The following is a 26,883-nucleotide window of genomic DNA, read 5'->3' as shown; positions in this document are numbered from 1 at the left end:
AGCGGGTGGACTCTGCGGGCTCACCACAGCCCATGCAGGGCATCACTGGGCGCCGTCCTCGCCGTCGAGGGTCACCATGACGCGGAACCACGCCGGGAGCTCCACCGGAACCTTGTTGTAGCGGCGGCAGTCGTCGGCGAAGGCGATGGTGATTGAGCAGCCTGCGAGCCACATGTCGATGCGTTCGACGTCGGTGAGGCTCTTGAGGTAGGCGAATGCGTCTCGTCGTCGGCCTTCGGCGACGAGGGCACACAGAGACAGGTAGTGGTTGATGCTCTCGCGGTGGTCGAGGTCGTTGAGGTTGGCGGGCTCAGTCATCGGTCCAGTCCTTCGTGGTGTCGTAGTAGTGGGTAAGGAGGGCGTCGAGGTAGACGCGCTGGCGCTCGGACAGCCGGCCTTTGCGGGAGTGCTTCTCGAGCAGCTCGAGGCGGTTGGCCAGGGTGATGTGGTGGTGGGGCGGGCGTGGCCTGGTCATGCGCTGCCCCTCTCGCAGCGCTGGGCGTACTCCGACTCCGACTCGGTGATGTGGTCGAGGCGGTCGCGGGTCTCGGGCTCGAGGTCGTCTCGCTCGTCGCGGACGTAGATGACTGCGGTGAGGCCGTAGGGCAGCGCTCGGGTCTCGATCACGATGCACACCCCGCGTGGTGTCCGAGCTCGATGTCGGACTCGAAAGTCATCGGGAACTGACACTCAGAGCAGGTGCAAATCCCGGTCCCGGCTGACCTGTCCCCACCTAGGGGTGGGGACATGGGCGGACAGGTCGCCTGGAGGACGTCGCCCACCCTGTCCCCAACCTGTCCGGGACAGGTCTGATCTGCGGTTTCTCTCTGACCTGTCCCCGTCGTGGGGACAGCCGCTGGTGAGGTCACCTGTCCCGGCGGTCGGGGACAGGTATTTTCGGCCTGTTCTCGGCGCCGGTTGATCGCTTCGGCGAGCACTTCGTTGCGGCACTTCTTGGTGTAGCGCCGGCGTACTCGATCGCGTCCCCAGTCGACCGGAATCTCGAGCCGGTCGAGGTCGGCGATGACCGCGAGCACCGGGTCGCTGGGCTCGACGTTGAGGAGGCCGTAGTCGGCGGTCAGAGAGTGGCGTAGCGGGTTGCGCTGACGGGTGATCTCGATGTGCTGGGGGTGGTCGCCGGATCGCTGGCGTTCGCACCGCAGGGAGTAGGTCTCTCCGGCGAGCTTCTCAACGAGGAGCCAGACGCAATCGACGTCGTCGTTCTTCGCTGACGATCCGCGTTGCCCCTTGGTCGCGTCCTTGCCTAGATGATCGAGGCGGAGCACAGCCACACCGGTGCGCTTGAGCGCGAGCAGCGAATGACGGTAGAACGCTTGGTAGGTCGCCGAGTCGTTCTCGTCGCCGTTGACGAACCGGCTCACGGTGTCGAGGACAACCAAGTCGGGTTTGTGGGTGTCGACGAGTGCGAACAGTTGTTGACCGCCGGCGGGGGTGTCGAGCGGTGCGAGGTTGGGATAGAGCCGATAGCTGAGCCGGCCGACGAGGTCCTCGGCGGTCGCTCCCATCGCCAGGACGCGCGAACGTAGGTCTTGTTCGGTCTGCTCGTTGTCGAGGTAGAGGACTTTCACTCGATGCTGGATCAGCAGATCGAGCATCAGCAACGACTTTCCGGCTTTCGCACTGGCGGCGAGGGCGTAGCTGCGGCCCTTTGCGATGACGTCGGGGATCAGCCAGTCGACGGGTTCGGCTTCGCCGTCGAGTAGCGCCGTCCAGTCGATGATGTGACCGAACGGGTCGGCGTCGTTCGGTTCTTCGATGGGCACCAGCTCGTCGACGGTGTGCCCGTTCTGGATGTGGTCGGTGAAGTCTTTGCCCTCAGCGGCACGGACAATCGACACCGATGCCGCGACGTTCTCGAGCAGGTCAGCGACGCGGTGGGCGTGCGCGATGCCGGCTTCGTCGTTGTCGGCGACGATCACGGCGGGGCGGCCTTTGAGTGGTGACCAGTCGTAGCGTTCGGGTGGGGTTGCTGCCCCTTGGCGTGGCGACACCGCGGCCACACCGTCGAGGTAGGCGGCGGTGTTGGCGTCCTTCTCGCCCTCGACGACAAGGACCTGTATCGACGTGTCCTCAGGTAGCTTCTCCACACGAAAGAGGCTGCGGTCGGCCATGTTTCCGGATTGGGAGAACTGTTTGCCGGGTCGGCGGTGCGCAACGGCGCCGCCCGCGTACTGGTAGGTGGCGTGCTCGTCGAACAGGTCGCGCACGGAGAGGCCCAGTTCGGTCAGGACGTCGGTGTCGTCGCAACCGGCGAAGCAATGCAGGACTACGCGGTCACCGGTGTGACCGACCTGGACGTGGAGCGAGGGGTTGCGGTCCTCGTGTGCGGGGCATTGCGCCATGGCATCGTCGCGGCCGCGGTCCTCGACCCTGCTGCCGTTGGCTCGAAGAGCGTCGATGACACGCTCGTATGCGCTGCTCATGCGCCACCACCGCAGGTAGAATCAGAGCTGTCGGCTTGCTTGGTGGCGACTGACTTGGAGAGGTCCTCGTGTGGCGCGGGGGCCTCTTCGCCGTTCGGGGGCCTCAAGCTGCACCGCCGAATGGCTGCATGGACTGGTCAATCTCGTTGAGGTCCAGCCGGATCAGGCGGCCGCCGTTGCGGTAGCCGGTGAGTCGACCGTCGGCGATCATCTGCCGGATCGTGCGGTCGGTGACGCCGAGGTACTCGGCGGATTCCTTGATGGACGCGTAACGGCGTCGAGAGGTGTGGGCGGGCATCGTCGGGCTCCTGATAGATCGCGTCATGGAACGACGCGTTCAAGATCCCGACGGCTCACCTTGGAGAGGTGCCCGAAGCTGTTGTTTTGACGCTTCTGCGGTTACGTTATCAGATTCCGCATGCTGCCTCGCTGATACACGACAAGCTTTATCCCTCAATGAGTTTCGACAGGGCTTCGGCGATTGCTTTGTCGCGGCCCTGGGCGGCGTGCTGGTAGCGCATGGCGGCGGCCACCGTGGAGTGTCCAAGTCTGGCTTGCAGATCGGCGAGCGTGGCGCCGCTGACAGCGGCCAGCACGGCGCCGGTGTGGCGCAGATCGTGGAACCGGAGATCGGGTCGGCCGGCCTCCTGGCGGGCGGGGTAGTAGTACCGGTACAGCGACGTCGGGGACAGGTATCCGCCACCAGGCGCCGGGAACAGTAGTGAGTCCTGGCGGCGCTCGGTGTGCTTGTCGAGGTGCTCGACGATCGCCGGGAGTACGTGCGGCGGAATGTGAACGACGCGGATGCCGGCGTCCGACTTCGGGGTCGTCACGATGTAGCGACCGGTGTCGCCTTCGCGGACCGCGGCCCGGCTGATCGACACAACTCCCTCGGCGACGTCGATGTCGCTGCGCCGCAACTCGATCAGCTCGCCGAACCGCATTGCACACCACCCGGCGAGGAGGACTGAGGCGCGCAGGTGGTCGGGCATTGCGTCGGCGATCGCGGTCAGCTCGGGCACCGTGGCGGGTTTGGTGCGTGAGCGTCGCTGTGCCGACCCTGCGCCTTCGACCCGGCATGGGTTGGCGTCGATCAGGTCGGCGTTGACCGCCGAGGTCATGATCGTGCGCAGCAGACTGTAGGCGTGCGCCCGCATGGTGTCCTTGCCGGGCAGGAGTTTCGCGTGCCACTGGCGGACTGCGGCCGGGGTGATCTGGTCGAGGCGCTGCTCGCCGAACGCGGGGATCAGGTGCAGCTTGAGGAGCTCGGCGTAATGATCGCGGGTACGGGTCTTGAGGGGGCGGCCGCGGACGGTTCGCGTTGCCAACCATTCCTCGGCGTACGGTCCGAACGTGGGGGCGACGTCGCGGTCGGCGGTGGCGGGGTTCCACAGGTTGCGGTCGATCTCGCGGCGGCGGTCCGACAGCCACGCCTCGGCGTCGATCTTGGCGGCGAACGTCTGCGGGGCCTTGTGCTCGGCACCGTCGGGGCCGGTGTAGCGGGCCTGGTATCGGCCGGAGGGGAGACGTCGGATGTTGCCGAATCCTCGTTTACTGGCCACTGCCATCTGTCCTCTCGCGTGCCAGATACGTGCCAGATCAACCTATCAGAGCTTCCGCTTGCTTCCGTCTACTTCCGCGGTTACTGTGTGCAGTACCCGCAGGCAGAGGCTTGATTCTGCAGGTGGGTCACCATAACCGAAGAACACCCGGTTTACTGGTTCGAGTCCAGTTGGGGGAGCAGAACGAGAAGCCCGCCCCTGCGCACGCAGGCGGCGGGCTTTTTCGTCGGCGTTCGTAAACCCACCCTTTTTCGGCTTTTCCACCCCTCGTCGCCTGGAGGGTTTGCCGAAAAGTGGTGGGTTTACGGACGGTCAGGTCTCGTCTGTGACTTTCCGTCTATCAACACCGGATTCGTCCGACAAATAGTCCCTACGCGTCGGCGCGGCGGACACGCTGCTCAACGGCGTCTGCGATGTCGGTCACCAATTGCTCGTGCTTCACGTCGTCCGATTGTGGACGCAAGCCGACTGCGTACGTGAGTGCGAGGATGAGGACTGCGGTGACTGAGGTTGCGGTGGTGATCCCAGCGCTCTCGGTCGAGAAGTCTGCGACGATCGCGGTGAACCACGCCGCGGCTGCGAGTACCCAGCCAACCGATCTGGCGATCTCCGTAGCCCAGCGAGGACGCAGTTTTGCTGCTCCTAATGCCCCAGCTGCGAGTACACCCGACATGGAGACGAGGCCGGTGGGATCGATGCGTTCGGCTCGAGGTCCGAGACCGTGCTGCCATATCAGCGAACCAATGAACGCCATTATCATTGCAGTCACGAACCACATACTTGCGCGGCCGGTTATCGACATGTCTCGTTCCCCCGAGTGGATTACTGCATGTCACCTCTACCTGAGGACTACGACAAGTTCGGGGCGTAGCAGGTCGTGACGATATTGATCGCGGTTCTTGGGTGGTTATTTGGACGGGTCAGGCCGTCCCGCGCCGCGCGTCGTAGTCCGCCTGCGCCTCACGCACAGTGGGCATGCTGTCCTGCACGAGATCGATGAGACCTTGCAGCCGATCCGCCACCTGCCGGCCGAGTGGAGTGAGGTGGTACTCGACCTTCGGTGGGATCGCCTCGAGGACGGTACGCACGATCATGCCGTCGCGCTCGAGGTTTTGAAGCGTCTGCGACAGCATCCGTTCGCTCACACCGTCGACGCGGCGTCGTAGGGCACTGAACCGATAGTTGCTCTCGCCCAACGCGATCAGGACCAGACTGCCCCAGCGGCCGGTGACCGTCTGCAGCGTCGACCTCGACGAGCAGTCGCGCGCGAAGACGTCCGCTTCGAGGGACTGGTCGTCGTGATCGGGCATGGCCTCAGGTTAGCGAAGGTCACACCGATACGCTAACCAACCGTATTGCACTTACGAAAAGTAAGTGGGTACTGTCTCGGGGACAGACCATGACGACGAGGGAGAAACAACGATGACGATTGCAGTGACAGGTGCAACGGGACAGCTCGGTGGGCTGGTGATCGGCGAGTTGCTCGCACGGGGAGTCCCGGCCGCGGGCATCGTGACGATCGTGCGGGACGAGGCGAAGGCCACCGACCTGGCGTCGAAGGGTGTTCAGATCCGAATCGCCTCCTACGAGGATCCCGACGCGCTGCGACGCGCGCTCGACGGCGTCGACAAGCTGCTCCTGATCTCGGGCTCGGAGGTCGGACGCCGAGTTCCGCAGCACACCAACGTCATCGAGGCTGCGGAAGCTGCCGGCGTGAAGCTCATCGCATACACTAGCCTCCTCAATGCTGCGACGAGCGGACTCGGGTTGGCGCCCGAGCATGTCGCCACCGAGAAGCGGCTCGGCGAGTCGTCGATCCCGGCGGTGTTCCTCCGCAACGGCTGGTACTGGGAGAACTACCTGCAGGCCATCGGCCAGGCGGCCTCGTCCGGTGCGCTGTTCGGTGCAGCAGGCGACGGCAAGGTCGCCGGTGCGGCGCGTGCCGACTATGCGGCCGCCGCTGCTGCGGTCCTCACCTCCGACGCCGACCAGGGCGGCAAGACCTACGAACTCGGCGGCGACGAACGACTCACCTACGCCGACCTCGCGAAGATCATCGGCGAGGTCGCCGGCAAGACCGTCGAGTACCGCGACCTGCCGGAGGCCGACTACGCGAAGATCCTCGCCGACAACGGCGTTCCGGAGCAGTTCGCCGCCGTGCTGGCGGGCTCCGACGCCGGCATCGCCCGCGGAGAGCTCGACACCACCTCCGGCGACCTTCAGGCGCTGATCGGCCGGTCGTCGACGCCGGTCGCCGAGATCGTCAAGGCCGCCATCGCCTGAACTGCGCCCATCGATGAGTTTCGCTGCGGTGCCGAGTCTGTCCTGATTGGATTGCCCGACGACGACAGGAGCGGAAGACCATGCCGCAGCTACTCAGAGTGCAGAACTTCTCGGTCTCGCAGGACGGGATCGGTGCCGGTGAGAACCAGACCTTCGAGCGGCCCTTCGGCGACACCGTCGAACCCTGGGAGTTGATGTCCTGGGCAGGGGCCACCGCGAGCTGGCCCAACCGCACCGATCCCGGCGGCACCCGCGGCATCGACGACTACTTCACCCGCGACTTCACCCACAACATCGGTGCGGAGATCATGGGCCGCAACAAGTTCGGCCACCAGCGAGGTCCGTGGACCGACCACGAATGGCAGGGATGGTGGGGCGACGAGCCGCCGTTCCGCACCCCGGTCTTCGTCCTCACCCACCACCTCCGGCCGTCGTTCACGTTGGGTGAGACCACATTCCACTTCCTCGACGCCACGCCGGCCGAAGCGGCGGAGAAGGCAAAGGCCGCCGCCGACGGCAAGGACGTCCGGATCGGCGGCGGAGTCAGCACCGTCCGGGAGTTCCTCGACGCCGATCTCATCGACACGCTGCACATCGCGGTCGCACCCGTCACCTACGGAAAAGGTCTGCGGCTGTGGAACTCGCCCGCCGAGTTGGAGGACCGTTTCGAGCACGAAGTGGTCCCGAGTCCCAGCGGGGTCACCCACCACTTGTTCTGGCGGAAGTAGTTTTTCGCCAACCCCCGGAATGTGTGCGTCGACCGGCGTAGTTGTAGGGGTCATGACGGAACTCGCCGACAAGGCCAAGACCCTGCTCGAACTCCACAAGCCCGGAGACCCGGTGATCCTGCCGACGGTGTGGGACGCGTGGTCGGCGAATCTGGCGGTCTCCGCCGGATTCACCGCACTCACCGTCGGCAGTCATCCGGTGTCGGACTCCATCGGCAAACCCGACAACGAGGGCATCACCTTCGGAGAACTGACCACGCGGATCAAACAGATCACCGCCGCGGTCGACGTCCCGATCTCCGTCGACATCGAATCCGGCTACGGCGAAGACCCCAAGACGCTGATCGACGGCCTCATCGACGCCGGTGCCGTAGGTCTCAACATCGAAGACACCGTGCACAGCGAAGGCGGGCGACTCCGCGAGGCGCAGGAACACGCCGATTTCGTGGCTGCCCTGCGTGCCGCGTCGGACGCCACCGATGTCCACGTCGTCGTCAACGCCCGTACCGACCTGTTCCTCAAGCAGGTCGGCGACGAATCCGACCGCGTCGACCGCGCCATCGCACGGATGAAGCTCTGTGTGGAGGCCGGTGCCGACGTGCTCTATCCCGTCGGCTTCCACGACGACGCCACCCAGAAGCGGCTCACCGACGAACTCCCGCTCCCGGTCAACGCCATCGGGCACCCGACCAAGAACAACAAGGCGGCACTCGCCGCCCTCGGCGTCGGACGCGTGAGCTTCGGCCCGCTGTTCCAGATGGTGCTCGCCGAACGCGCCGCCGAGGTTCTCGCTCCCTGGAAGTAGGGACGTCGTCGCGGCTCACCGTCCCGCCGTCAGTAGACGTCGCGAATCGTGACGGTCGACGCCACGTTCCGCTACTTCTGCGGTCCGGTGCCACGCGAATCGGGCACGAACTGTCGGAGGCCGGGTTTACCGTCGGGACATGGCACTCACCAAGAGCGAAAGAGAAGCGTTTCTGGCAGAACCACACGTCGCGGCGTTGTCCGTCGAGGCAGAGCCCGGGCGGGCACCACTGGCGGTGCCGATCTGGTACCAGTACGAGCCCGGCGGCCGACCATGGCTGCTCACCGGCACGGAGTCGCGGAAGCTGAACCTCATCCGGGCCGCGGGACGGTTCACCCTCATGGTCGACGAGGTGTCGCCGCGACTCATGTACGTCTCGGTGTCGGGCAATGCCGTGGACATGGTCGCCGGAACCCGAGACGACCTGCGCGAGATGGCATCTCGTTACCTCCCGCCCCAGGCCGTCGAACCGTACATCGAGATGGCCGAGAAGGAGCACGGCCCGCAGACCAAGGTGTACCTCGACCCCCAGCAGTGGGTGTCGCTGGACCTCGGCGGCCTCTGACATCCGCGGCGGTATGACGCCGGACACAATGCCCGAGGCGGCATCGCTACATTGAACCCATGCCGAAGCCTCGTCAGACCTCCGACGCCCCCGACGCCACCTCGGTGACGCCCGACGTCGAAGACGGCGTGACCCCGCTCGACGGCGACGAATTCCTGCAGGCCAACCGCACGAACCGGGAGAAGTACCGGGCCGAGGCGGAGGCCAAGGCGGCGAAAGCGGCCCGCAAGGCGGCCCGTCGCGGGGAAGTGGATGATGGCGACGCCGTGACGAGCGACGCCACGCCCGGCGACACGACCGACTCGGACGAGACGGTCGCGGCGGAGTCCGAGGACCGCACACCGCGCAAGCTCGACCCGTCCGCGGCGTCGGGCAAGAGCAACCGCGGGACCGGTTGGGCGACGAGTCTCGGTAAGAAGACCTGGGCGGTCGTCGTGCTGGTTGCGGTCGTTGTGGTCCTCGCGGTGTCGACCGCGGTCCTGGCCGTTGCCTACATCGACGCCGACCATCGGGCCGACGCGGCGGCAGGCGCGATCGACACGACGATCCTCGACACCGCACGCAAGTACGCCGCCGAGATCACCACCTACGATTCGAGCGACTACTCCGACCTCGACCGCCGAATCCGCGAGATCTCGACTCCCGCGTTCACCCAGATGTACATCGAGTCCTCCCAGGACGCCCGAAAAGGCTCCACCGAGGCAGAGGCTGTGTCGACCGCAAAGGCCGACAACGCCGGCATCATGTCGCTCGACGACGGGAAGGCCGTCGTGCTGGTGACACTCGACCAGACCATCAAGTCGCCGCAGACCGCACAGGAATTCCCCGAGGGGTTCCCGTACCAGACGCGCGTCAAGGTGACCCTGGTGCAGCAGGACGGCCGCTGGCTGATGGACGATTTCGCAGTGCTGTAGGGCTGATTTCGGATGACGTCCGGTGCTTGCGGGCGAGGTCGGCTCACCAGGCCTTCGTGGCTCGTCGCTTGCGCTCCTCGCACCTCAGGCAGCAGGGGGTGCGTCGCTTGCGCTCATCGCCTACTCAATCAGCGAGGGGCGACTACTTCTGCCGGCCGAGTAGGTCCGAGGCGCCAGCCGAGGACCGTATCGAGGTCAGCTGTTCGCGCCCAACAGGATTCGTATCGACAGTGCCTCGATGCGTTCGGGGGAGGGTTGTGGCCGTAGTCGGGACAGGTCGGTGACGACGTTCAGTGCAGCGTGAACGAGGAACCGTGCGTGAGTGATCGGCAAGTTCGCTCGTTCGCGGCTCATCCAGGTCGCCCATTCCTCGACGGTGATGCGTTGCTGATTGCGCAACGCGTCCCGGGCCTCGGGCGTCGCGTGTCCGATCTCGGTTTCGTAGACGCTGATCAGATCGGTTGAGCTGCAAGTCAATCGGACGTATCGGCGCACCATGCCGGCGAGTGCCTCGTGCGGCGTCGTCGCATCGGCCAGGGCGTCGGAGATGGCGGTCGTGACGCGGTCGGTCGCCCGCCAGAACGCGGCCTCGAGGATCGCGACCTTGCTCGGGAAGTGGCGGTACACGCCAGACGCCGGAAGGTCCGCGGCATGGGCGATGTCCTCGATGGTCACATCACGGAAGCCGCGTGCGGCGAACAGGTTGATCGCCTCGGTCAGGATGATCTCGCGCTTCGCCGCCGGTGCGAGGCCGTGAACGGCGGGAGCGGGAGTTTCCACCGGATCGGGGAGGTCGACGTCGACCAGGTCGAGGGCGGCTTCGGAGACGAGGGCGGTGACCTCACGCGCCGGGAGGGAGGAGCGGTGGGTTGTCGGGCTGGCCGCGACGCTGGTCATCGCGGCGACGATCAGATTGGCATCGGCGAGGTCGGGGCGCAGGCGTCGCGCCGCCGCACGGACGCGCCGGTGCTGGTGCACGACGACATCGCGGACGATGTCCCGGTCGGCCGGCTCGAGGTACCGGGACTCCCAGCGGTAGAGACCGCCCGTTCTGCGATTCTCGAACGAGGCTGCGGTGATCGCCACGAGCAGGTCGCGCAGTTCGTCGTCGCCGTCGGTGTCCACGGCGTCGAGCGCCGACCGGAGCGACCGTGCGAGGACTGCGGTGGTCTCGGCGAACAGTGCGTACTTGTTGGGGAAGTGCCGGTAGAGGGCGGGTGCGGAGATCCCGACCGCATCGGCGATGTCGTCGAGGCGAACCGCGTGGTAGCCGCCGTCGCTGAACGCCTTCGCTGCAGCGTCGACGATGAGTCGCCTGCGGTCGGCCGGACGGCGTCGTCGGATGCCCGGCGCATCGGTCTGAGACGTGTCGGAGGTCGACGTCCCCGGGCGCACGGTCATGGCGACAGACTCTAGCCGGATACGACGTTCACGCGACATCTTCGGAGCTATTCGCTGAAAAGCCCAGCAAGAAGTCTTGAGTGACAAGTATAAGTTAACCAAGATTCTCGTGATCTGCGTCGCACTGTGGTAGTACTCTAGGCGATGGCACAGATCCGAGAATCTGTGTCTATCTGTCCGGTCACGAGTGGGGAGTGCAGTGAGCGACGAGACCAGCCAGGCAATCGTGACCTCGGTCGATGACCGAGGGGTCGCGCGGCTGACCATTTCCCGCCCGGAGAAGATGAACGCTCTCGACACCGAGGCGAACTACGGCATCAAGGCTGCGATGGAGGAATGGTCGAAGAACGGCGACGTCCGCGTCATCGTTCTCGACGGCGCCGGCGGGAGCTTCAGCGCCGGTGCCGACGTGGTCTCCATCAACTCGCAGTCGACCGCCGGCGGGGCGTCTGGGCTCGACCCCGACCAGGCCCGCGGGATCATCTCGGCCGGTTCGGAACTTGCGCGCGCGGTGCGCTCGTCGCAGGTTCCGGTCATCGCATCCGTCGACGGGCCGGCCGCCGGCATCGGTGCCTCGCTGGCCCTCGCCGCCGACCTCATCTACACGACGAAGCGGTCGTACTTCCTCCTCGCCTTCATCAACATCGGCCTGATGCCCGACGGCGGCGCGTCGATGTTGTTCACCTCCGCGGTGGGTCGGGTCCGCGCCAACGAACTCGCTCTCCTCGGCGAGAAGCTGCGCGCCCCCGAGGCTCTCGCAGCGGGACTGGTCAACGGCGTCTACGACGACCGGCCCGCACTCGACGAAGCCGTCGACAAGGTCGCCGCGAAGCTGGCCGGCAAGAGCCGTTCCGCACTGCGCCTGACGAAGTCGGCGCTCGACGCCCACACCATGTCGGGCTTCGAGGCCGCCATCGAACGGGAGCTCGAGGGGCAGACCGAACTGCTGCAGTCGCCGGAGTTCCAAGCCGCCATCGCCGCCTTCGCCGGCAAGAAGTGAGCTCGGCGCAGACGCCGAACCCTCACCCCCGCAGACGCTTTCACGACCCACGTTCGTCACGACGACAGACAACAAGGAGACCGATCGTATGACCGCGACCGTCGACACCGTCACCGACCTCGCCATCGAACCGCTGCGTTCGCGCCGCAACCACTGGAACAACCAGATCAAGCGCCACGCCTTCATGAACCCCGATGGTCCGGCCCTGAAGTTCCAGGGCACGGTCACCACCTGGAAGGAGCTCGACGAGCGGACCCGAGCCTTCGCCGCCGCCCTGACCCGTCGCGGCGTCGAGTTCGGTGACCGCATCCTCGTGGTCCTGCTGAACCGCAGCGAGTACGTCGAAGCGGTGTTGGGCGCCAACCTCATCGGCGCCATCCCGGTGCCGGTGAACATCCGCATGAGCCCCGCCGAGATCGCCTTCCTCGTCAACGACAGCGGCGCCAAAGTCGTCGTCACCGAGACCCTGCTCGCTCCGCTCGTCGACGCCGTCGCCGCATCGACCAACGCGATCGACCACATCGTCGTCGTCGGTGGATCGGACAAGGACAACCACCTCGACTACGAGGCACTCGTCGCCGAGGACTCCTCGGACCTGCCCGAGATCGACGTCCCCGAAGAGACCGTCGCACTGATCATGTACACCTCGGGCACCACCGGAAAGCCCAAGGGCGCCATGCTCACCCACACCAACCTGCAGGCGCAGGCCGCCACCTGCATGCAGGCGCTGCACACCCGGTCCGACGACATCGGCTCGTGTGTCGCCCCGATGTTCCACATCGCCGGCCTCGGCGCGATGGCGCCGCTGTTCTACATGGGTGCGCTGTCGGTCATCCACCCGCTCGGTGCCTTCGACCCGAACGACATGCTCGACACCATCGAGAAGGAGGGCACCACCTCGATCTTCCTGGTGCCCGCCCAGTGGCAGGCGGTCTGCGCCGCCCAGCAGGCGAAGCCGCGAGACCTGAAACTGCGCGTCATCAGCTGGGGCGCCGCCCCCGCGTCGGACACCGTGCTGCGGGCGATGAACGAGACCTTCCCGGACGCGCTGAACGTCGCCGTCTTCGGTCAGACCGAGATGTCGCCGATCACCTGTGTGCTCGAGGGCAAGGACGCGCTGGACAAGATCGGCTCCATCGGCAAGGTCGTGCCCGCGGTGACCGCCCGCATCATCGACCCCGAGGGCAACGACGTGAAGCAGGGCGAGGTCGGCGAGATCGTCTACCGCGGACCCAACATGATGAAGGGCTACTGGCAGAACGAGCAGGGCACCGCCGATGCGTTCGCCGGCGGCTGGTTCCACTCGGGCGACCTCGTGCGCGAGGACGAGGACGGCTTCCTCTTCGTCGTCGACCGTGCCAAGGACATGATCATCTCCGGCGGCGAGAACATCTACTGCGCCGAAGTCGAGAACGTCCTGTTCGGCCACCCGAGCATCAGCGAGGCCGCGATCATCGGTCGCGCGCACGAGAAGTGGGGCGAGGTCCCGGTCGCGGTCGTCGTCCTCGCCGAAGGTGTCGCCGACCTGACCCTGGCCGAGCTCGAGCCGTACCTGAACGAGAACCTGGCCCGCTTCAAGCACCCCAAGGACCTGGTCATCGTCGACGAGCTGCCGCGCAACGCCGGCGGCAAGGTCGTCAAGCCGACCCTGCGTGCGAGCTACGGCTCCAAGGACGCCGGTCTGGCCGACTGACCGGTCGCGGTGTCGCGGCGCCGGATTCGGAGATCCGGCGTGTGGGCCGAGCGATGGAACACGGACTAGAACACGTTTCAATTTTGTGATTGAGTGACTACAGTCACAAGCGACGGCAACGTCGCTCGACGGACTTCCCGGGGCGAGATTGTTGCCGGGTTCGAACGGAGGAGACCAGTGAAGACAAAGGGCGCGCTGCTGCGCGAGCACAACAAGCCGTGGGCGATCGAGGAGATCGAGATCGGCGACCCCAAGGCGCACGAGATCAAGATCAAGATGGAAGCGGCGGGCATGTGCCACTCCGACCATCATTTGATGACCGGCGGCATCCCGATGGCCGGGTTCCCGATCCTGGGCGGCCACGAGGGTGCGGGCGTCGTCGCCGAGGTCGGCGAGGGTGTCACCGACTTCGAGGTCGGCGACCACGTTGTGCTGTCGTTCATCCCGTCGTGCGGCAAGTGCCCGTCGTGTCAGTCGGGCATGGCCAACCTGTGCGACTTCGGCGCCATGCTGCTGCAGGGCGAAGCGGTGTCGGACAACACCTTCCGCATCCACACCGCAGCCGGTGAGAACGTCTACCCGATGACCCTGCTGGGCACCTTCGCGCCCTACATGGTCGTCCACGAGGCGTCGGCGGTGAAGATCGACAAGGACATCCCGTTCGAGATCGCGGCCCTGTGCGGCTGCGGCATCCCCACCGGTTACGGCTCGTCGACCCGCAGCGGTGACGTCCGTCCCGGCGAGGACGTGGCGATCGTCGGCGTCGGTGGCGTCGGTACGGCAGCCCTCCAGGGTGCCGTCATCTCGGGTGCCCGCAACGTCTTCGCCATCGATCCGGTGGAGTGGAAGCGCGAGCAGGCGCTGAAGTTCGGTGCGACCGCGGCATTCGCGTCGGTCGAAGAGGCCGCCATGTCCATCGCGGAGACCACCCACGGCGGCATGTGCCAGAAGGTGGTCGTCACCGTCGGTGAGGTCCACGGCAAGGACGTCGACTCGTGGATGGGCATCACCGCCAAGGGTGGCACCTGTGTGCTGACCGGCATGGGCAACATGCTCGAAAGCGACGTGACGCTGAACCTCGCGATGCTGACGCTGCTGCAGAAGAACCTGCAGGGCTCCATCTTCGGTGGCGCCAACCCGAAGCTCGACATCCCGCAGCTGCTGTCGATGTACAAGATCGGCAAGCTCAACATCGCCGACATGATCACCCGCCAGTACCGTCTGGACCAGATCAACGAGGGCTACCAGGACATGCTGGACGGCCGCAACATCCGCGGTGTCATCCGCTACACCGAAGAAGATTGGTGAGCCCTGTGCCCACCGGCCGGCACGCGGGCACGGGTAACGTGACCCGATGTGTCGGTCCTTGAATCTCTGACGGAATGGCCCGTCGACAATGTGTCGGCGGCGATCATCACCCGCAACGGGGTCGCCGAGGAATTCGGCGACCCCGTTCGCGTCTACGAACTCGCCTCGGTCACCAAACTCCTGGTCGCCGAGGCGATTCTGGTGGCCGTCGAAGAGGGGGCCGTCGAACTCGACGATCCGGCCGGGCCACCCGGGGCGACCATCCGGCATCTTCTGGCCCACTCATCGGGACTCGCATTCGACTCGCGGGACATCGAGGCCGGGGTGGGGGAGAAGCGCATCTATTCGAGCGCGGGCTTCGAGGTCCTGGCCGAGACGGTGGAACAGGCCGCGGGTATCGGCTTCGCGGAGTACCTGGCCGACGCCGTCTGCGCGCCGCTCGGCCTGGATTCCACCGAGTTGTACGGGCCCGCCGGGCATGGGGCGCGGTCCACTGCCGCCGATTTGGCGCGTTTCGCACAGGAACTGCTCGAGCCTCGACTACTGGCACCGCAGACCCTCGCCGATGCGACATCGGTCCAGTTCCCGGGACTCGACGGCTTCGTGCCGGGTTACGGCAGGCACCGCCCCAACGATTGGGGGCTCGGGTTCGAGATCCGGGCGGAGAAGTCCCCGCATTGGACCGGGACCGGCAACTCGCCCCGTACCTTTGGGCACTTCGGCCAGGCCGGTACCTACCTGTGGGTCGACCCCGAACTGCAGGCGGCGTGCGTCGTTCTCACCGACCGTGCCTTCGGGCCATGGGCGAAACCGTTGTGGAGCGAGTTCAACGACCGGGTGGTCAGTGAACTTTCGTCACAGAAATGAACCTTTCTCGCACGAGAAACTAGCGCAACACGCGCATCATGGGGCACAATGAATCCCACGAGTGTGATATCCGAAGTCGCGAGGTGTGTTGGGGAAGACGTTCCTCGTCGACAACGGAGGTGAAAAGGTGCGCAATCTGAACCAGTTTGCGGACATGACAACAGGAGTGGTCTACATCCACTCGGCGCCGGTGGCGCTGTGCCCGCATGTGGAGTGGGCTCTGTCGTCGACCCTGAATGCGCGCGCGAACCTGAAATGGTCGGCACAGGACGCCGAACCGGGTATGCAGCGTGCGACTGTCGACTGGGCAGGGCCGGTCGGGACAGCGGCACGTCTGGTGACCGCTCTGCGTGAATGGTCGGCGCTGCGGTTCGAGGTCACCGAGAACCCGAGCGAGGGCGTCGACGGTGAGCGCTACAGCTACGTGCCGGGTCTGGGACTCTGGCGCGGATCGACCAGCGCCAACGGCGATGTCATCATCGGCGAGAACCAGCTGCGTTCGATGATCGAATCCCAGCCCGACAGTGCAGGACTCGCCGGCGAACTCGAAGCCGCGCTCGGCACCGCCTGGGACGACGCCCTCGAGCAGTACCGCATGGGCGGTGCCGGGGCCGAGGTCACCTGGCTGCAGCAGCGGGTGGGCTAGTCTTCCGGGCACTCTCCGGGGAACGAGGTGGCGTCCTCGATTATGAGGAACGCCACGCTCTTCAGGCGCGAGACGGGGTTTCGTCGAGCCGATGAGTGGGAATCCTCCTGAGGCTGCGGAAATTACAGACTTCCCAGGGAGCGCGGTGATGAGTCCCGCGAGCTCAGGGACACACGAGAAACGCCACCGGTGAGAACCGGTGGCGTTCTTCGTGTGTACGTCCGCTGATCAGAGCGGGATGTTCTTGTGGCGGCCGCGTCGGGCGGGTGCAGCAGCAAGTGCTTCGGCGATGATGCTGCGCGTGTGGGCCGGGTCGATGATCTCGTCGACGACGCCGATCGACTGGGCGCGTCCCACACCGCCGGCGATGGCCTCGTGTTCGGCGGCCAGCCGGTCGTGCAGGGCTTCGCGCTCGTCGTCGGGAGCGGCGGCGAGGGCCTTCTTGTGCAGGATGCCGACGGCGGCCTTGGCGCCCATGACGGCGACTTCGGAACCGGGCCAGGCGAACACGGCGGTGGCGCCGAGCGCACGCGAGTTCATGGCGATGTAGGCGCCGCCGTAGATCTTCCGGGTCACCAGGGTGACGCGGGGGACCGAGCATTCGGCGAAGGCGTGGAGGAGTTTGGCGCCGCGTCGGACGACACCGTTCCACTCCTGTCCGACGCCCGGCAGGTAACCGGGGACGTCGGTGAGGACGATGAGGGGGATGCCGAAGGCGTCGCACAGGCGGACGAACCGGGAGGCCTTCTCCGCACTCTCCGAGTTGAGGCAGCCGCCCATGCGCAGGGGGTTGTTGGCGATCACGCCGACACTTCGACCGGACAACCGGCCGAACCCGATGACGATGTTCGGCGCCCACTTTGCCTGCAGCTCTTCGAAACTGGAGATCTCGGTCTCGCCGTCGGCGGCGAGAGCCGTGTCGAGCAGCTTCTCGACGACCGGGTGGACGTCATAGGCGCGGCGGGCGGATTCGGGCAGCAGCGCCTTGAGATCGGTGTCGCCGGCAGCGGCCAGCTCACGGTTGAAGTGGCCCTGCCGGCTGAACGTCGAGACGAGGCGTCGCGCGCGCCACAGGGCGTCGGGTTCGGAGTCGGCCACGATGTGGCAGACGCCGGACTTCTTGCCGTGGGTGGTGGGGCCGCCGAGCGACTCCATGTCGACGTCCTCGCCGGTGACGCTGCGGACCACATCGGGTCCGGTGACGAAGACGCGACCGGCCGGAGCCATGATCACGATGTCGGTGAGGGCGGGTCCGTAGGCCGCGCCGCCGGCCGCGAAGCCGACGACCACGGAGATCTGCGGGATGTATCCGGAGGCCCGGACCATCGCTTCGAAGACCTGACCCACGGCGTGCAACGCCTCGACACCCTCGGCGAGGCGGGCGCCACCCGAGTGCCAGATGCCGATGACCGGCGCCTGCTCGGAGATGGCGGTGTCGATGGCGTTGACGATGTGAGCACACCCGACGACACCCATGGCACCACCCATGACGGTGCCATCGGTGCAGTAGGAGACCGTGCGAACGCCGTTGACCAGGCCGACAGCGGCCTGGACACCGGACTTGTCGCGAGGATGCAGCAACGACATGGTGCCTTCGTCGAAGAAGTTCGTCAGCCGCAACAGCGGGTCGCGGGGATCGGCGGCTTCTTCGTGGCCGGCCATGGGGGCCAAGGTCGTCATCGCAGTCTCCTCCAAGGGTGTCGGGGCGTGGTTCGTCTCAGGCACTACCGAGATCGGCGGGGCCGATGTTCAGTAGCGACCGAAGGCGAGCGCCACGTTGTGCCCACCGAAACCGAACGAGTTGTTGATCGCGTAGTCGATCTGTCCGTAACGGGGTTCACCGTGGACGACGTCGATGTCGCATTCCGGGTCCTGGTTCTCGAGGTTGAGGGTCGGCGGGATGACGCCTTCCTCGACGCTCTTGATGGTCAGGACCGACTCGAGCGCACCCACCGCACCGATCGAGTGTCCGAGAGCGGACTTCGGCGCATAGATCGCGGCGTGCTGACCGATGGCGGCGGTGATGCCCGCGGCCTCGGCGGTGTCGCCGATCGGGGTCGACGTCGCATGCGCGTTGATATGGGTGATGTCGGACTTCTGGAGACCGGCGGTCTGCAGGGCCCGCGTCATCGCGCGAGCGTTGCCCTGACCGCTGGGGTCCGGGGCAACCAGGTGGAAGCCGTCGGAGGTGATGCCGGAACCGAGCAGGCGTGCGTGGATGTGCGCACCGCGGGCCCGGGCGTGCTCCTCGCGCTCGAGGATGAGCATCGCGGCACCTTCGCCGAAGACGAAGCCGTCGCGGTCCTTGTCGAACGGACGAGAGGCGGCAGCGGGGTCCTCGTTGCGGGTGCTCATGGCACGCATCATCGAGAACGCCGCGATCGGCACTGCGTCGATGTGTCCCTCGACGCCACCGGTGACGACCATGTCGGCGTCACCCATGACGATGTGGCGCCATGCGTGTGCGATCGCCTCGGCACCCGACGAGCACGCCGAAACCGGGGTGATGACGCCTGCGCGGGCGCCGATGTTCAGTCCGACGACGGCAGCCGGGCCGTTGGGCATGGCCATCGAGACGGCCAGCGGGGACACCTTGCGGTAGTTGCCGGTGCCTTCCATGGCCTTCACGGCGTCGATCATCGCGTCGCCGCCGCCCTGGCCGGTGCCGATGACCACGGCGAGACGGTCGGGATCGACCTCGGGCTCGCCGGCCTGCGTCCAGAGACGCTTGCTCAGCACGTGGGCGATGCGTTCGACGTAGGCCATCCGACGAGATTCGACTCGCGTGACCTCTTCGGACGGATCCTTCAGCAGTCGACCGCCGATGCGCACCGGCAGGTTGTACTTGGTGATGAAGTCGTCGGTCAGCTCGCGGATGCCCGACTCACCCGCCAGCAGGTTTTTCCACGTCGAGTCGAGATCCTCGCCGAGCGAGGTGGTCGCCACCATGGAGGTGACGACCACGCTCGGGAAGTTCCCACCCAGCGTCGAGTAGTCGCGGAGGGAGAGGGAGCTCATCAGTTCTGGTCTGCCTCGACCTGGGCCTTGATGGCAGCCGCAGCCTCGGGGTTCTCGCTCTCGAGCTTCTGGATGTACGAGACGGCGTCGCCGACGGTGCGCAGACCGGCGAGGTCCTCATCGGGGATCTTCACGCCGTACTTGTCCTCGGTCTGCACCGCGATCTCGACCATGGACAGCGAGTCGATGTCCAGATCGTCGACGAACGACTTCTCCATCGTCACCTCGGACGGCTCGATGCCGGTGACTTCCTCGATGATCTCGGCGATGCCGGCAATGAGTTGTTCCTGGGTGGCAGCCACTGTGTGGTTCCCTTTCGTGTTCGGGTTGATGATTCCGGAGCGTCTGACGGACGTGTAGTCCGCGCGCTTGGACAGATCGGCGGCGGGCGCCGATCTTCCGGGGGTCGCGGACTAACCGCGACCGCTATCCAAGTTCTGCGATCTTCGCGATGTCGCCGGGCTCCTTGAGAGCCAGCGATGGGGTGCCCTTCAGCTCACGCTTGGCGATCCCCACGAGCGTGCCCGCCGGCGGCAGTTCCACGACGGCGGTGGCCGAGTTGTCCCGGAGGTACGCCGAGCAGAGATCCCAGCGGACCGGCCTGGTGACCTGGCCTACCAGTTTTGTCAGTGCGTCGACGCCATTCGTTACAGGCTGACCGTCCGAGTTGGACAGCAGCGTGCGATTCGGGTCGGCGGGGGTGATCTTCGCGGCCGCGGCGGCGACCGAGTCCTGCGCCGGGGCCATGAAGTGGGTGTGGAAGGCGCCGGCGACCGCGAGTTTGCGGATACGGGCCTTCTCCGGCGGGTTGGCGATGAGCTCGTCGATCTTCTCGACGGCGCCGGCCGCCACGATCTGGCCGACCGCGTTGCGGTTGGCGGGGACGAGCTCGAGCTCCTCGAGGCGGGCGAGGACTGCGGCTTCGTCGCCACCGAGGACGGCAGCCATGGTGGTCGGCACGAGCGCGCAGGCCTTGGCCATCTCCGCGCCGCGGATCGCGGCGAGGGTGACGGCCTCGTCGGCGGAGATGACGCCGGTGATGGCGGCGGCGGCGAGCTCGCCGACCGAGTGGCCGGCGACGACCGCGTCGGCGGGCAGGTCACCGTTCTTGCGGACCTCGTCGAAGGCGAGGAGGGCGGCGACGACCACCAGCGGCTGGGTCACCGCGGTGTCGGTGATCTCTTCTGCGGTGGCGGTGGTACCGAGTCGTTCCAAGTCCAGTTGAGTGAGCTTGGACCACGTGGCGATCTGGTCACGGTTGCCGGGCAGGTCGAGCCACGGCGTGAGCATGCCGGGTGTCTGGGAACCCTGGCCGGGAGCAAGCAACGAAAGCACGTGACCAGAGAACACCCTTTACTCGTCCTATGTGGGTGTAGAGAAGCATGAACCTTGTCGCCGGGTTTTGTGGGGTTCCCACAAACTTGACCTCAGTGTCACCTGCTTCGTCATCAGGCTGAGATTCGTTACCGAAACGTGCTCTTAAGGCTCCTATCAGCATAAATCCGGAATCGGACATGTTGCGCGTGTGACTCATGGTGCAGGAGAGTCCGATTTGTGCCGTAAGTGTGTCAGACGACCGACAGTCGTCGCGATCCGCAGTACATACGCGTCTCGTGGATTTGTCGGATCGCGTCGTGTGATTTCCGCAACTTTCTTCAGCCTGTACCGGACAGTATTTGGATGTATGTACAGAACGCGCGCGCAGGATTCGACCGATCCGCCAGAGTCGAGGTACGCCTCGAGCGTCGTGGTCAGCGTGGTGCCCCCTGCGGAGAGCGGACGGACCACCGATTCGACCAGTGCTTCGACCGCCGATTCGTCACCGTTGAGGGCTCGTTCGGGTAGCAGTTCGAGGCTGTGAACCGGGCGGGGTGCACTGGGCCAGCCCACCACCGCCTCGATCGCCGCCATGGCCTCGGCGGCGCTGGCATGGGCGCTCCCGAGGTTCGGCATGGTCGGTCCGATGACCACGGGGCCGTCGGCGAAGTGGGAGAGAAGAGCCGAGACGAACTTCTCCGTGGGGCGGGCGGGGCCGCTGACGATGGCGACGAGCACCGAACCCTGGACCACGGAGAGTGCCGACCGGTCGAACTGACGGGCCGTGTTGTGGATGGCCAGCGGCACTGACACGTTCTGTTCCGGCGGCGGGGTCCCGACGATCACCGTCGCCGGCGCGTCGGAGTCCCAGTTCAGCGCTGCCGCGCGGGAGAGGAGCTGCGGACCCGTGTCACCGCGGACCACGGCGTCGACAACCAGGGCCTCGAGACGGGAGTCCCAGGCACCGCGGGATTCGGCGGCCGATGCGTAGATGGCGGCGGCGGCGAAACCGATCTCTCGCCCGTAGCGCAGGACCGACTCGGTGAGCGCACGGAGCTGGGCGTCGTTGCGGGCGAGGAGCGGCAGCCATTTCTCGAAGAACTCCATGGCCACGCGGACCATCTCGACGGTCTGCAACAGCGTGATGCGTCGGGCGAGGTCCTGCGGCACCACCTGGAAGGCCTGGACCGTGAACTTCACGTTGCCCTCGGGATCCTGGATCCACTCGACGAAGTTCACCACCGCCGTCTGCACGACGAGCTGCACACTCGCGCGCTGCGCGGCGTCGAGGTCGCCGAAGTAGGGCAGCTGGTCCTGCATGGAGTGGACCGCTTCGGTGGCGAGCCGGCCGCTGTACTGCTTGACCCGCCGGAGGAGCGTGTCCGGTAGCGCGTCGTGCACGGTGGCGGGGGCCGGTACATGGGCACCCCGCTCACCGAACACGTCAGCCGGTGGTGTTGTGGGCTGATTCACTCGCGCGTCGGACACGCTCTCAATCTAGTCCCCGGACACCGCCGCGCCGGGATCGTCGGTCTTCCCGGGTGCGGCGGTCCGGTGCCGAACTAGGCCACGCCGGGATCGCCGGTCTGCTCCGGAGCGGCTGCGACGTCGTCGATCTTGTACTTCTCAGCGGCCTGCTTGGCCACCGACATGTCGATGTGACCGTCGCGGGCGAGCGCGACCAGCACCGCGACCGCGATCGACTCGGCGTCGACGTTGAAGAAGCGGCGCGCCGCCGGCCGGGTGTCGGAGAAACCGAACCCGTCGGTGCCCAGCGTCAGGTACGTGCCGGGCAGGTAGGCACGGATCTGCTCCTGGACGCCGCGCATGTAGTCGCTGACGCCGACGAACGGTCCGGCCGCGTCGGCCATCAGCTCGGTCAGGTAGGCGGGCGCGGGCTCGCTGCCCGGATCGCGCAGTGCCTGCCGGTCGGCGCGGATACCGTCGCGGGCCAGCTCGCTCCACGACGTCACCGAGTACACGTTGGCGCCGACGTTCCATTCCTCGGCGAGGAGTTCGGACGCCCGCAGGGCGTCGGGCATGGTGATGCCGGAGACCAGGATGTTGGCCGGGTACTGCTTGTTCTCCGGTGCCTCCTGGAACAGGTAACCACCCTTGACGATGCCCTCGTGGTCGACGCCCTCGGGCTTCGCCGGCTGGCTGATCGGCTCGTTGTAGACGGTGAGGTAGTAGAAGACGTTCTCCGGGTGCTCGCCGTACATGCGCGTGAGGCCGTCGTCGACGATGTGGCCGAGTTCGTAGGCGAACGCGGGGTCGTAGGCGACTACGGCGGGGTTGGTCGCGGCGAGCAGCGGCGAGTGGCCGTCGGCATGCTGCAGACCCTCACCGGTGAGGGTCGTACGACCGGCGGTGGCTCCGATGACAAAGCCGCGCGCCATCTGGTCGGCAGCCGCCCAGAAGCTGTCGCCGGTGCGCTGGAAGCCGAACATCGAATAGAAGATGTACAGCGGGATCATCGGCTCGTCGTGCGTCGAATACGACGTGCCGACCGCGGCGAAACTTGCTGCCGAACCGGCCTCGTTGATGCCCTCGTGCAGGATCTGGCCCTCGGAACTCTCCTTGTAGGCGAGCATCAGCTCGGCGTCGACCGAGGTGTAGAGCTGTCCGTTGCGGTTGTAGATCTTCAGGGTCGGGAACCACGAGTCCATACCGAAGGTGCGGGCCTCGTCGGGGATGATCGGCACGATGCGCTTGCCGATCTCCTTGTCGCGCAACAGATCCTTGAAAACACGGACCAGTGCCATGGTGGTCGCGACCTGCTGCTTGCCCGAACCCTTCGCGGTGGCCTTCAGAGCCGAGGAGGTGTCGGCCTTGAGTACCTTGGACTCGGTACGCCGGCTCGGCAGGAAGCCGCCGAGGGTCTTGCGACGGTCCAGCATGTACTGGAGCTCGGGGGAGTCCTTGCCGGGGTGGTAGTACGGCGGCAGGTATGGATCCTTCTCGAGCTGCTCGTCGCTGATCGGGATGCGCGTGCTGTCGCGGAAGGCCTTGAGGTCGTCGAGCGTCAGCTTCTTCATCTGGTGGGTCGCGTTGCGGCCCTCGAAGTGCTTGCCGAGCGTGTAGCCCTTGATCGTGTGCGCCAGGATGACCGTCGGCTGGCCCTTGTGGGTCATCGCGGCGGCGTAGGCGGCGTGGATCTTGCGGTAGTCGTGGCCACCGCGCTTGAGGTTCCAGATCTCGGCGTCGGAGAGGTCCTTGACGAGCTCCTTGGTCCGCGGGTCGCGGTTGAAGAAGTGTTCGCGGACGAATGCGCCGTCGTTGGCCTTGTAGGTCTGGTAGTCGCCGTCGGGCGTCGTGTTCATCAGGTTGACGAGGGCGCCGTCACGATCGGCGTGCAGGAGCGCATCCCACTCGCGGCCCCAGATGACCTTGATGACGTTCCAGCCGGCACCGCGGAAGAACGACTCCAGTTCCTGGATGATCTTGCCGTTGCCGCGCACCGGGCCGTCGAGGCGCTGCAGGTTGCAGTTGATGACGAAGGTCAGGTTGTCGAGGCCCTCGGTGGCCGCGAAGCTGGCGAAGCCGCGCGATTCCGGCTCGTCCATCTCACCGTCGCCGAGGAACGCCCACACGTGCTGGTCGGAGGTGTCCTTGATGCCGCGGTCGTGCAGGTAGTGGTTGAAGCGCGCCTGGTAGATCGCGTTCATCGGGCCGAGGCCCATCGAGACGGTCGGGAACTCCCAGAAGTCGGGCATCAGGCGCGGGTGCGGGTACGACGGCAGTCCGCCACCCTCACCGGCGTGGCTGTGCTCCTGACGGAAGCCGTCCATGCGGGCCTCGTCGATGCGACCCTCGAGGTAGGCGCGGGCGTAGATGCCGGGGGAGGCGTGGCCCTGGATGAAGATCTGGTCGCCGCCGCCGGAGTGGTTCTTGCCGCGGAAGAAGTGGTTGAAGCCGACCTCGTACAGCGACGCCGACGACGCGTACGTCGAGATGTGGCCGCCCACACCGACTCCCGGCCGCTGGGCGCGATGCACCATGATCGCGGCGTTCCAGCGGATCATCTGACGGAAGCGGCGCTCGACCTCCTCGTCACCGGGGAACCACGGTTCCGCCTCGGTGGGGATGGTGTTCACGTAGTCGGTGGAGGTGAGTGCAGGGATCGAGACCCGCTTCTCACCGGCGCGCTCGAGCAGCCGCAACATCAGGTAGCGGGCGCGGCCGGGGCCGGCGGCGTCGAGCAGGGCGTCGAACGAGTCGAGCCACTCGGCGGTCTCGTCGGGGTCGATGTCGGGCAGATAGGATGCGACGCCTTCACGGATGACGCGGACGCGGTGCCCGCTTCGTCCGGCAGCACGTCCGTTGGAGCCCGGGCCGGCGTGCTCGCTGGGAATCGTGTCCTGCGTCGCCTGGTCCATCTGGTCGGTCACGGTGATGCCTACTCCCTCTGACAGGCCGGACTCGGGGGTGGTGGTCCGGCTGCATGGCGTACGACACCGCAACTCCTTTTGTTGTGCGGTGTCACCCCTCATCGTGCCCCATGTGAGGTGGCTTGGCACCGGGCGGATCCGGGTAGGCTGCCGCGACCGGAAAGGTGCTGTAGCTTCCTTGCAGCGTTACTGACGAGTAGGGGGAGGGCGATGCTGGGCACAGGGGAGGCCGGGCCCGGCCGCACGGGACACGGGGGTGTCCGGACGAGCGTGATCGTCGGCATGGCATTCGGGGGAATCATGTTGTCGGCGTGTACGTCCACGGTCGGGGGTACGGGTGTTGCGGCGCCCGGTGAGGTGGCGATCTATCGCTCGGAGGTGTCGGCGTCGGCAGCCGCGGAGGTGCGGACCGAGGGCGTCGAACTCTGTCGGGAGTCGATGTCGTCGATGGTCGTGATGGTGCGCGGCTACAACACCTTCATCGAGCGGCTCAACACGACGCATTCGTATCCGGAGGTCGGGGATCTTGCGGACAAGGCACGCGCGAGCCTGATCGCCGGTGCCGATCAGATCCGGCCGAAGATCACCGAGAGCGCGCCCGTCGACGTCGCGACGCCGGCGCGGACGTTCCTCGATTCGACGGCGCGTCTGGAGAACGCGATCCGCAGGGAACAGCGCACCGAGCTCAACCCGGTGTCGGGACAGTGGACACGCGACAAGGCGCGTCTGCTCGAGGTGTGCGGCGAGTACACGCCCGTGCCGGCGGCGTCGTCGGCGACGCCCCGTTCGTCGGTCACCACCACGCCGGTGCCGACGAGTCCGGGGCGTTGAGCATGTCCCGGGCGTGTCGACGCGAAAAGAAACGCCCGAAATCGAGTGACGTAGGTCGGCTTGCAATGTGAGGCTCTAGGCTGTTGCCTATGCTGACAAGCGAGTTGGCGTACACCGATGTACACAACGGCGACGGAAAGAACGTCCCATCACCCTCAGGAGGTCACGCGCGGTGGTAGCCGCCACAGACGGTACGGGCAGCAACGCCCAAAAACTGGGCTTGAAGGCCGGCTTGGTCGTGCAGGAAGTCGGCTGGGACGAGGACACGGACGACGAGCTCCGGGCCGACATCGAGGATGCGATCGATGCCGAGATGGTCGATGAGGATGCCGACGACGTCGTCGACGTCGTCGTTCTCTGGTGGCGTGAAGGCGACGGAGACCTCGTCGACGCGCTGATGGACGCCATCGGACCGCTGGCCGAAGACGGATACGTGTGGGTGTTCTCGCCCAAGACCGGGCAACCGGGATACGTGGATCCGAGCGAGATCGCCGAGGCGGCGCCCACTGCGGGCCTGACCCAGACATCGGCGATCAGCCTGGGGGATTGGTCGGCAGCCCGACTCGTCCAGCCCAAGGCGCGCTCGGGCAAGAAAGCATGAGCGATGCTCTGCCCACCGCGCCGCTGAGCGTCGGTGACCAGGCACCTGATTTCGAACTCCGGGATCAGAACAACCAGCTCGTGTCCCTGAGCGCGTTGCGTGCTGAGCGCAATGTGCTCGTGGTCTTCTTCCCGCTCGCCTTCACCGGCACCTGCCAGGGCGAGCTGGGCTACATCCGCGACCAGCAGCCGCGCTTCGAGAACGACGACGTCACGACCGTGACGATCTCGGTGGGTCCCTCCCCGACGCACAAGGTCTGGTCGGCCGCACAGGGGTTCCTGTTCCCGCTGCTGTCGGATTTCTGGCCGCACGGTGAGGTCGCCAAGGCCTACGGCGTGTTCAACTCCGATCGCGGGTACGCGAACCGCGGCACCTTCCTCGTCAACCGTGAGGGCGTCATCGTCTACGCCGACATGGTCGGGCCGGGCGAGGTGCGGGAGAGCAACGTCTGGGACAAGGCTCTCGGCGCTGTCGGCTGATCTCGATTCATAGCTCCAAGTCGCGCTGAG

General features: G+C 66.3%; 28 protein-coding genes. 13 read left to right on the top strand and 15 right to left on the bottom strand.

The annotated features are described in order from the left end of the window. Positions 1-42: 42 nt before the first annotated feature. The 8 genes from M1L58_RS18610 to M1L58_RS18575 all read right to left on the bottom strand — a co-directional run bounded on the left by M1L58_RS18610 (position 43) and on the right by M1L58_RS18575 (position 5,316). Positions 43-318 carry a hypothetical protein gene (locus M1L58_RS18610; RefSeq protein WP_248660023.1) on the bottom strand — a complete coding sequence of 92 codons (276 nt, stop codon included), beginning with the start codon at positions 316-318 and terminating at the stop codon, positions 43-45. Beyond that, positions 311-475: a hypothetical protein gene (locus M1L58_RS18605; RefSeq protein WP_248660022.1), complete on the bottom strand. Its 165-nt coding sequence runs from the start codon at positions 473-475 to the stop codon at positions 311-313. Before M1L58_RS18605 ends, M1L58_RS18610 begins: the two co-directional genes overlap by 8 nt. Further along, positions 472-627: a hypothetical protein gene (locus M1L58_RS18600; protein ID WP_248660021.1), complete on the bottom strand. Its 156-nt coding sequence runs from the start codon at positions 625-627 to the stop codon at positions 472-474. The genes M1L58_RS18605 and M1L58_RS18600 overlap by 4 nt, the downstream gene beginning before the upstream one ends. Beyond that, positions 624-2,444, bottom strand: a complete 1,821-nt coding sequence (locus M1L58_RS18595) for an AAA family ATPase (protein ID WP_248660020.1) — start codon at positions 2,442-2,444, stop codon at positions 624-626. The genes M1L58_RS18600 and M1L58_RS18595 overlap by 4 nt, the downstream gene beginning before the upstream one ends. Positions 2,445-2,547: 103 nt before the next feature. Then, positions 2,548-2,742, bottom strand: a complete 195-nt coding sequence (locus M1L58_RS18590; RefSeq protein WP_248660019.1) for an excisionase family DNA-binding protein — start codon at positions 2,740-2,742, stop codon at positions 2,548-2,550. A gap of 148 nt (positions 2,743-2,890) precedes the next feature. Beyond that, complete coding sequence (locus tag M1L58_RS18585) at positions 2,891-4,012, bottom strand: tyrosine-type recombinase/integrase (protein WP_374112754.1); 1,122 nt, start codon at positions 4,010-4,012, stop codon at positions 2,891-2,893. 364 nt (positions 4,013-4,376) lie between these two features. Beyond that, positions 4,377-4,775 carry a hypothetical protein gene (locus M1L58_RS18580; RefSeq protein ID WP_248660017.1) on the bottom strand — a complete coding sequence of 133 codons (399 nt, stop codon included), beginning with the start codon at positions 4,773-4,775 and terminating at the stop codon, positions 4,377-4,379. Between the two features lie 151 nt (positions 4,776-4,926). Then, complete coding sequence (locus M1L58_RS18575; protein ID WP_248660016.1) at positions 4,927-5,316, bottom strand: winged helix-turn-helix transcriptional regulator; 390 nt, start codon at positions 5,314-5,316, stop codon at positions 4,927-4,929. Between the two features lie 112 nt (positions 5,317-5,428). Here M1L58_RS18575 and M1L58_RS18570 point away from each other — a divergent pair, with 112 nt between their 5' ends. From M1L58_RS18570 to M1L58_RS18550, 5 genes are all read left to right on the top strand, one after another. Further along, a complete protein-coding gene (locus tag M1L58_RS18570) occupies positions 5,429-6,289 on the top strand; it encodes an SDR family oxidoreductase (RefSeq protein ID WP_248660015.1) in 861 nt (286 codons plus the stop codon). Between the two features lie 80 nt (positions 6,290-6,369). Next, positions 6,370-7,017 carry a dihydrofolate reductase family protein gene (locus tag M1L58_RS18565; RefSeq protein ID WP_248660014.1) on the top strand — a complete coding sequence of 216 codons (648 nt, stop codon included), beginning with the start codon at positions 6,370-6,372 and terminating at the stop codon, positions 7,015-7,017. Between the two features lie 52 nt (positions 7,018-7,069). Further along, entirely contained in the window at positions 7,070-7,822 is a 753-nt protein-coding gene (locus M1L58_RS18560; RefSeq protein ID WP_006867903.1) for an isocitrate lyase/PEP mutase family protein, read from the top strand. A gap of 139 nt (positions 7,823-7,961) precedes the next feature. Beyond that, the gene (locus M1L58_RS18555; protein WP_006867902.1) at positions 7,962-8,387 is read left to right on the top strand and encodes a pyridoxamine 5'-phosphate oxidase family protein; all 426 of its coding nucleotides are present in this window, start codon (positions 7,962-7,964) and stop codon (positions 8,385-8,387) included. A gap of 59 nt (positions 8,388-8,446) precedes the next feature. Next, positions 8,447-9,301 carry a hypothetical protein gene (locus tag M1L58_RS18550; protein WP_248660013.1) on the top strand — a complete coding sequence of 285 codons (855 nt, stop codon included), beginning with the start codon at positions 8,447-8,449 and terminating at the stop codon, positions 9,299-9,301. A gap of 195 nt (positions 9,302-9,496) precedes the next feature. On the opposite strand, the gene M1L58_RS18545 is transcribed toward M1L58_RS18550, so the two are convergent. Beyond that, on the bottom strand, positions 9,497-10,702 hold the full coding sequence (locus M1L58_RS18545; RefSeq protein ID WP_248660012.1) for a TetR/AcrR family transcriptional regulator: 1,206 nt from the start codon (positions 10,700-10,702) through the stop codon (positions 9,497-9,499). Between the two features lie 199 nt (positions 10,703-10,901). Between M1L58_RS18545 and M1L58_RS18540 the strand changes: the two genes are divergently transcribed. From M1L58_RS18540 to M1L58_RS18520, 5 genes are all read left to right on the top strand, one after another. After that, on the top strand, positions 10,902-11,702 hold the full coding sequence (locus M1L58_RS18540) for an enoyl-CoA hydratase-related protein (protein ID WP_006867899.1): 801 nt from the start codon (positions 10,902-10,904) through the stop codon (positions 11,700-11,702). 88 nt (positions 11,703-11,790) lie between these two features. Continuing rightward, positions 11,791-13,395 carry a fatty-acid--CoA ligase FadD5 gene (fadD5, locus tag M1L58_RS18535; RefSeq protein WP_248660011.1) on the top strand — a complete coding sequence of 535 codons (1,605 nt, stop codon included), beginning with the start codon at positions 11,791-11,793 and terminating at the stop codon, positions 13,393-13,395. Positions 13,396-13,572: 177 nt separating this feature from the next. Further along, positions 13,573-14,703, top strand: coding sequence for an NDMA-dependent alcohol dehydrogenase (locus M1L58_RS18530; RefSeq protein ID WP_006867897.1), 1,131 nt, complete (start codon positions 13,573-13,575; stop codon positions 14,701-14,703). Between the two features lie 48 nt (positions 14,704-14,751). After that, complete coding sequence (locus M1L58_RS18525) at positions 14,752-15,570, top strand: serine hydrolase domain-containing protein (protein WP_248660010.1); 819 nt, start codon at positions 14,752-14,754, stop codon at positions 15,568-15,570. Positions 15,571-15,697: 127 nt separating this feature from the next. Continuing rightward, positions 15,698-16,216: a DUF3145 domain-containing protein gene (locus M1L58_RS18520; RefSeq protein ID WP_005200180.1), complete on the top strand. Its 519-nt coding sequence runs from the start codon at positions 15,698-15,700 to the stop codon at positions 16,214-16,216. A 228-nt stretch (positions 16,217-16,444) separates the two neighbouring features. On the opposite strand, the gene M1L58_RS18515 is transcribed toward M1L58_RS18520, so the two are convergent. The 6 genes from M1L58_RS18515 to aceE form a co-directional block, all read right to left on the bottom strand. Next, entirely contained in the window at positions 16,445-17,896 is a 1,452-nt protein-coding gene (locus M1L58_RS18515; protein ID WP_248660009.1) for an acyl-CoA carboxylase subunit beta, read from the bottom strand. 69 nt (positions 17,897-17,965) lie between these two features. Beyond that, complete coding sequence (locus M1L58_RS18510) at positions 17,966-19,234, bottom strand: KasA/KasB family beta-ketoacyl-ACP synthase (protein ID WP_248660008.1); 1,269 nt, start codon at positions 19,232-19,234, stop codon at positions 17,966-17,968. Then, positions 19,234-19,536 carry a meromycolate extension acyl carrier protein AcpM gene (acpM, locus tag M1L58_RS18505; protein ID WP_005200177.1) on the bottom strand — a complete coding sequence of 101 codons (303 nt, stop codon included), beginning with the start codon at positions 19,534-19,536 and terminating at the stop codon, positions 19,234-19,236. Before acpM ends, M1L58_RS18510 begins: the two co-directional genes overlap by 1 nt. Positions 19,537-19,660: 124 nt before the next feature. Continuing rightward, positions 19,661-20,569, bottom strand: coding sequence for an ACP S-malonyltransferase (locus M1L58_RS18500; RefSeq protein ID WP_248660007.1), 909 nt, complete (start codon positions 20,567-20,569; stop codon positions 19,661-19,663). Between the two features lie 195 nt (positions 20,570-20,764). Continuing rightward, positions 20,765-22,039, bottom strand: a complete 1,275-nt coding sequence (locus tag M1L58_RS18495) for a PucR family transcriptional regulator (protein ID WP_248660006.1) — start codon at positions 22,037-22,039, stop codon at positions 20,765-20,767. Between the two features lie 74 nt (positions 22,040-22,113). Then, positions 22,114-24,942, bottom strand: coding sequence for a pyruvate dehydrogenase (acetyl-transferring), homodimeric type (aceE, locus tag M1L58_RS18490; protein WP_374112751.1), 2,829 nt, complete (start codon positions 24,940-24,942; stop codon positions 22,114-22,116). A 210-nt stretch (positions 24,943-25,152) separates the two neighbouring features. Here aceE and M1L58_RS18485 point away from each other — a divergent pair, with 210 nt between their 5' ends. The 3 genes from M1L58_RS18485 (at position 25,153) to M1L58_RS18475 (ending at position 26,853) form a co-directional block, all read left to right on the top strand. Then, positions 25,153-25,773, top strand: a complete 621-nt coding sequence (locus M1L58_RS18485) for a hypothetical protein (RefSeq protein WP_248660005.1) — start codon at positions 25,153-25,155, stop codon at positions 25,771-25,773. 172 nt (positions 25,774-25,945) lie between these two features. Beyond that, entirely contained in the window at positions 25,946-26,374 is a 429-nt protein-coding gene (locus M1L58_RS18480) for a DUF3052 domain-containing protein (protein WP_006867889.1), read from the top strand. Next, positions 26,371-26,853 carry a peroxiredoxin gene (locus tag M1L58_RS18475; RefSeq protein WP_006867888.1) on the top strand — a complete coding sequence of 161 codons (483 nt, stop codon included), beginning with the start codon at positions 26,371-26,373 and terminating at the stop codon, positions 26,851-26,853. The genes M1L58_RS18480 and M1L58_RS18475 overlap by 4 nt, the downstream gene beginning before the upstream one ends. The last annotated feature ends 30 nt before the right edge of the window (positions 26,854-26,883 follow it).

It is taken from the genome of Gordonia sp. C13 (assembly GCF_023218005.1).
In the GTDB taxonomy this organism is placed as follows: Bacteria; Actinomycetota; Actinomycetes; order Mycobacteriales; family Mycobacteriaceae; genus Gordonia; species Gordonia namibiensis.
This window is presented reverse-complemented; position numbering and strand designations above follow the sequence as displayed.

Coding starts and splice junctions, on each gene's coding strand:
- M1L58_RS18570 (WP_248660015.1), top strand. CDS start 5,429: ATGACGATTGCAGTGACAGGTGCAACGGGACAGCTCGGTGGGCTGGTG.
- fadD5 (WP_248660011.1), top strand. CDS start 11,791: ATGACCGCGACCGTCGACACCGTCACCGACCTCGCCATCGAACCGCTG.
- M1L58_RS18560 (WP_006867903.1), top strand. CDS start 7,070: ATGACGGAACTCGCCGACAAGGCCAAGACCCTGCTCGAACTCCACAAG.
- M1L58_RS18595 (WP_248660020.1), bottom strand. CDS start 2,444: ATGAGCAGCGCATACGAGCGTGTCATCGACGCTCTTCGAGCCAACGGC.
- M1L58_RS18475 (WP_006867888.1), top strand. CDS start 26,371: ATGAGCGATGCTCTGCCCACCGCGCCGCTGAGCGTCGGTGACCAGGCA.
- M1L58_RS18545 (WP_248660012.1), bottom strand. CDS start 10,702: ATGACCGTGCGCCCGGGGACGTCGACCTCCGACACGTCTCAGACCGAT.
- M1L58_RS18605 (WP_248660022.1), bottom strand. CDS start 475: ATGACCAGGCCACGCCCGCCCCACCACCACATCACCCTGGCCAACCGC.
- M1L58_RS18590 (WP_248660019.1), bottom strand. CDS start 2,742: ATGCCCGCCCACACCTCTCGACGCCGTTACGCGTCCATCAAGGAATCC.
- M1L58_RS18555 (WP_006867902.1), top strand. CDS start 7,962: ATGGCACTCACCAAGAGCGAAAGAGAAGCGTTTCTGGCAGAACCACAC.
- M1L58_RS18610 (WP_248660023.1), bottom strand. CDS start 318: ATGACTGAGCCCGCCAACCTCAACGACCTCGACCACCGCGAGAGCATC.
- M1L58_RS18550 (WP_248660013.1), top strand. CDS start 8,447: ATGCCGAAGCCTCGTCAGACCTCCGACGCCCCCGACGCCACCTCGGTG.
- M1L58_RS18485 (WP_248660005.1), top strand. CDS start 25,153: ATGCTGGGCACAGGGGAGGCCGGGCCCGGCCGCACGGGACACGGGGGT.
- M1L58_RS18575 (WP_248660016.1), bottom strand. CDS start 5,316: ATGCCCGATCACGACGACCAGTCCCTCGAAGCGGACGTCTTCGCGCGC.
- M1L58_RS18565 (WP_248660014.1), top strand. CDS start 6,370: ATGCCGCAGCTACTCAGAGTGCAGAACTTCTCGGTCTCGCAGGACGGG.
- M1L58_RS18515 (WP_248660009.1), bottom strand. CDS start 17,896: ATGACGACCTTGGCCCCCATGGCCGGCCACGAAGAAGCCGCCGATCCC.
- M1L58_RS18510 (WP_248660008.1), bottom strand. CDS start 19,234: ATGAGCTCCCTCTCCCTCCGCGACTACTCGACGCTGGGTGGGAACTTC.
- M1L58_RS18585 (WP_374112754.1), bottom strand. CDS start 4,012: ATGGCAGTGGCCAGTAAACGAGGATTCGGCAACATCCGACGTCTCCCC.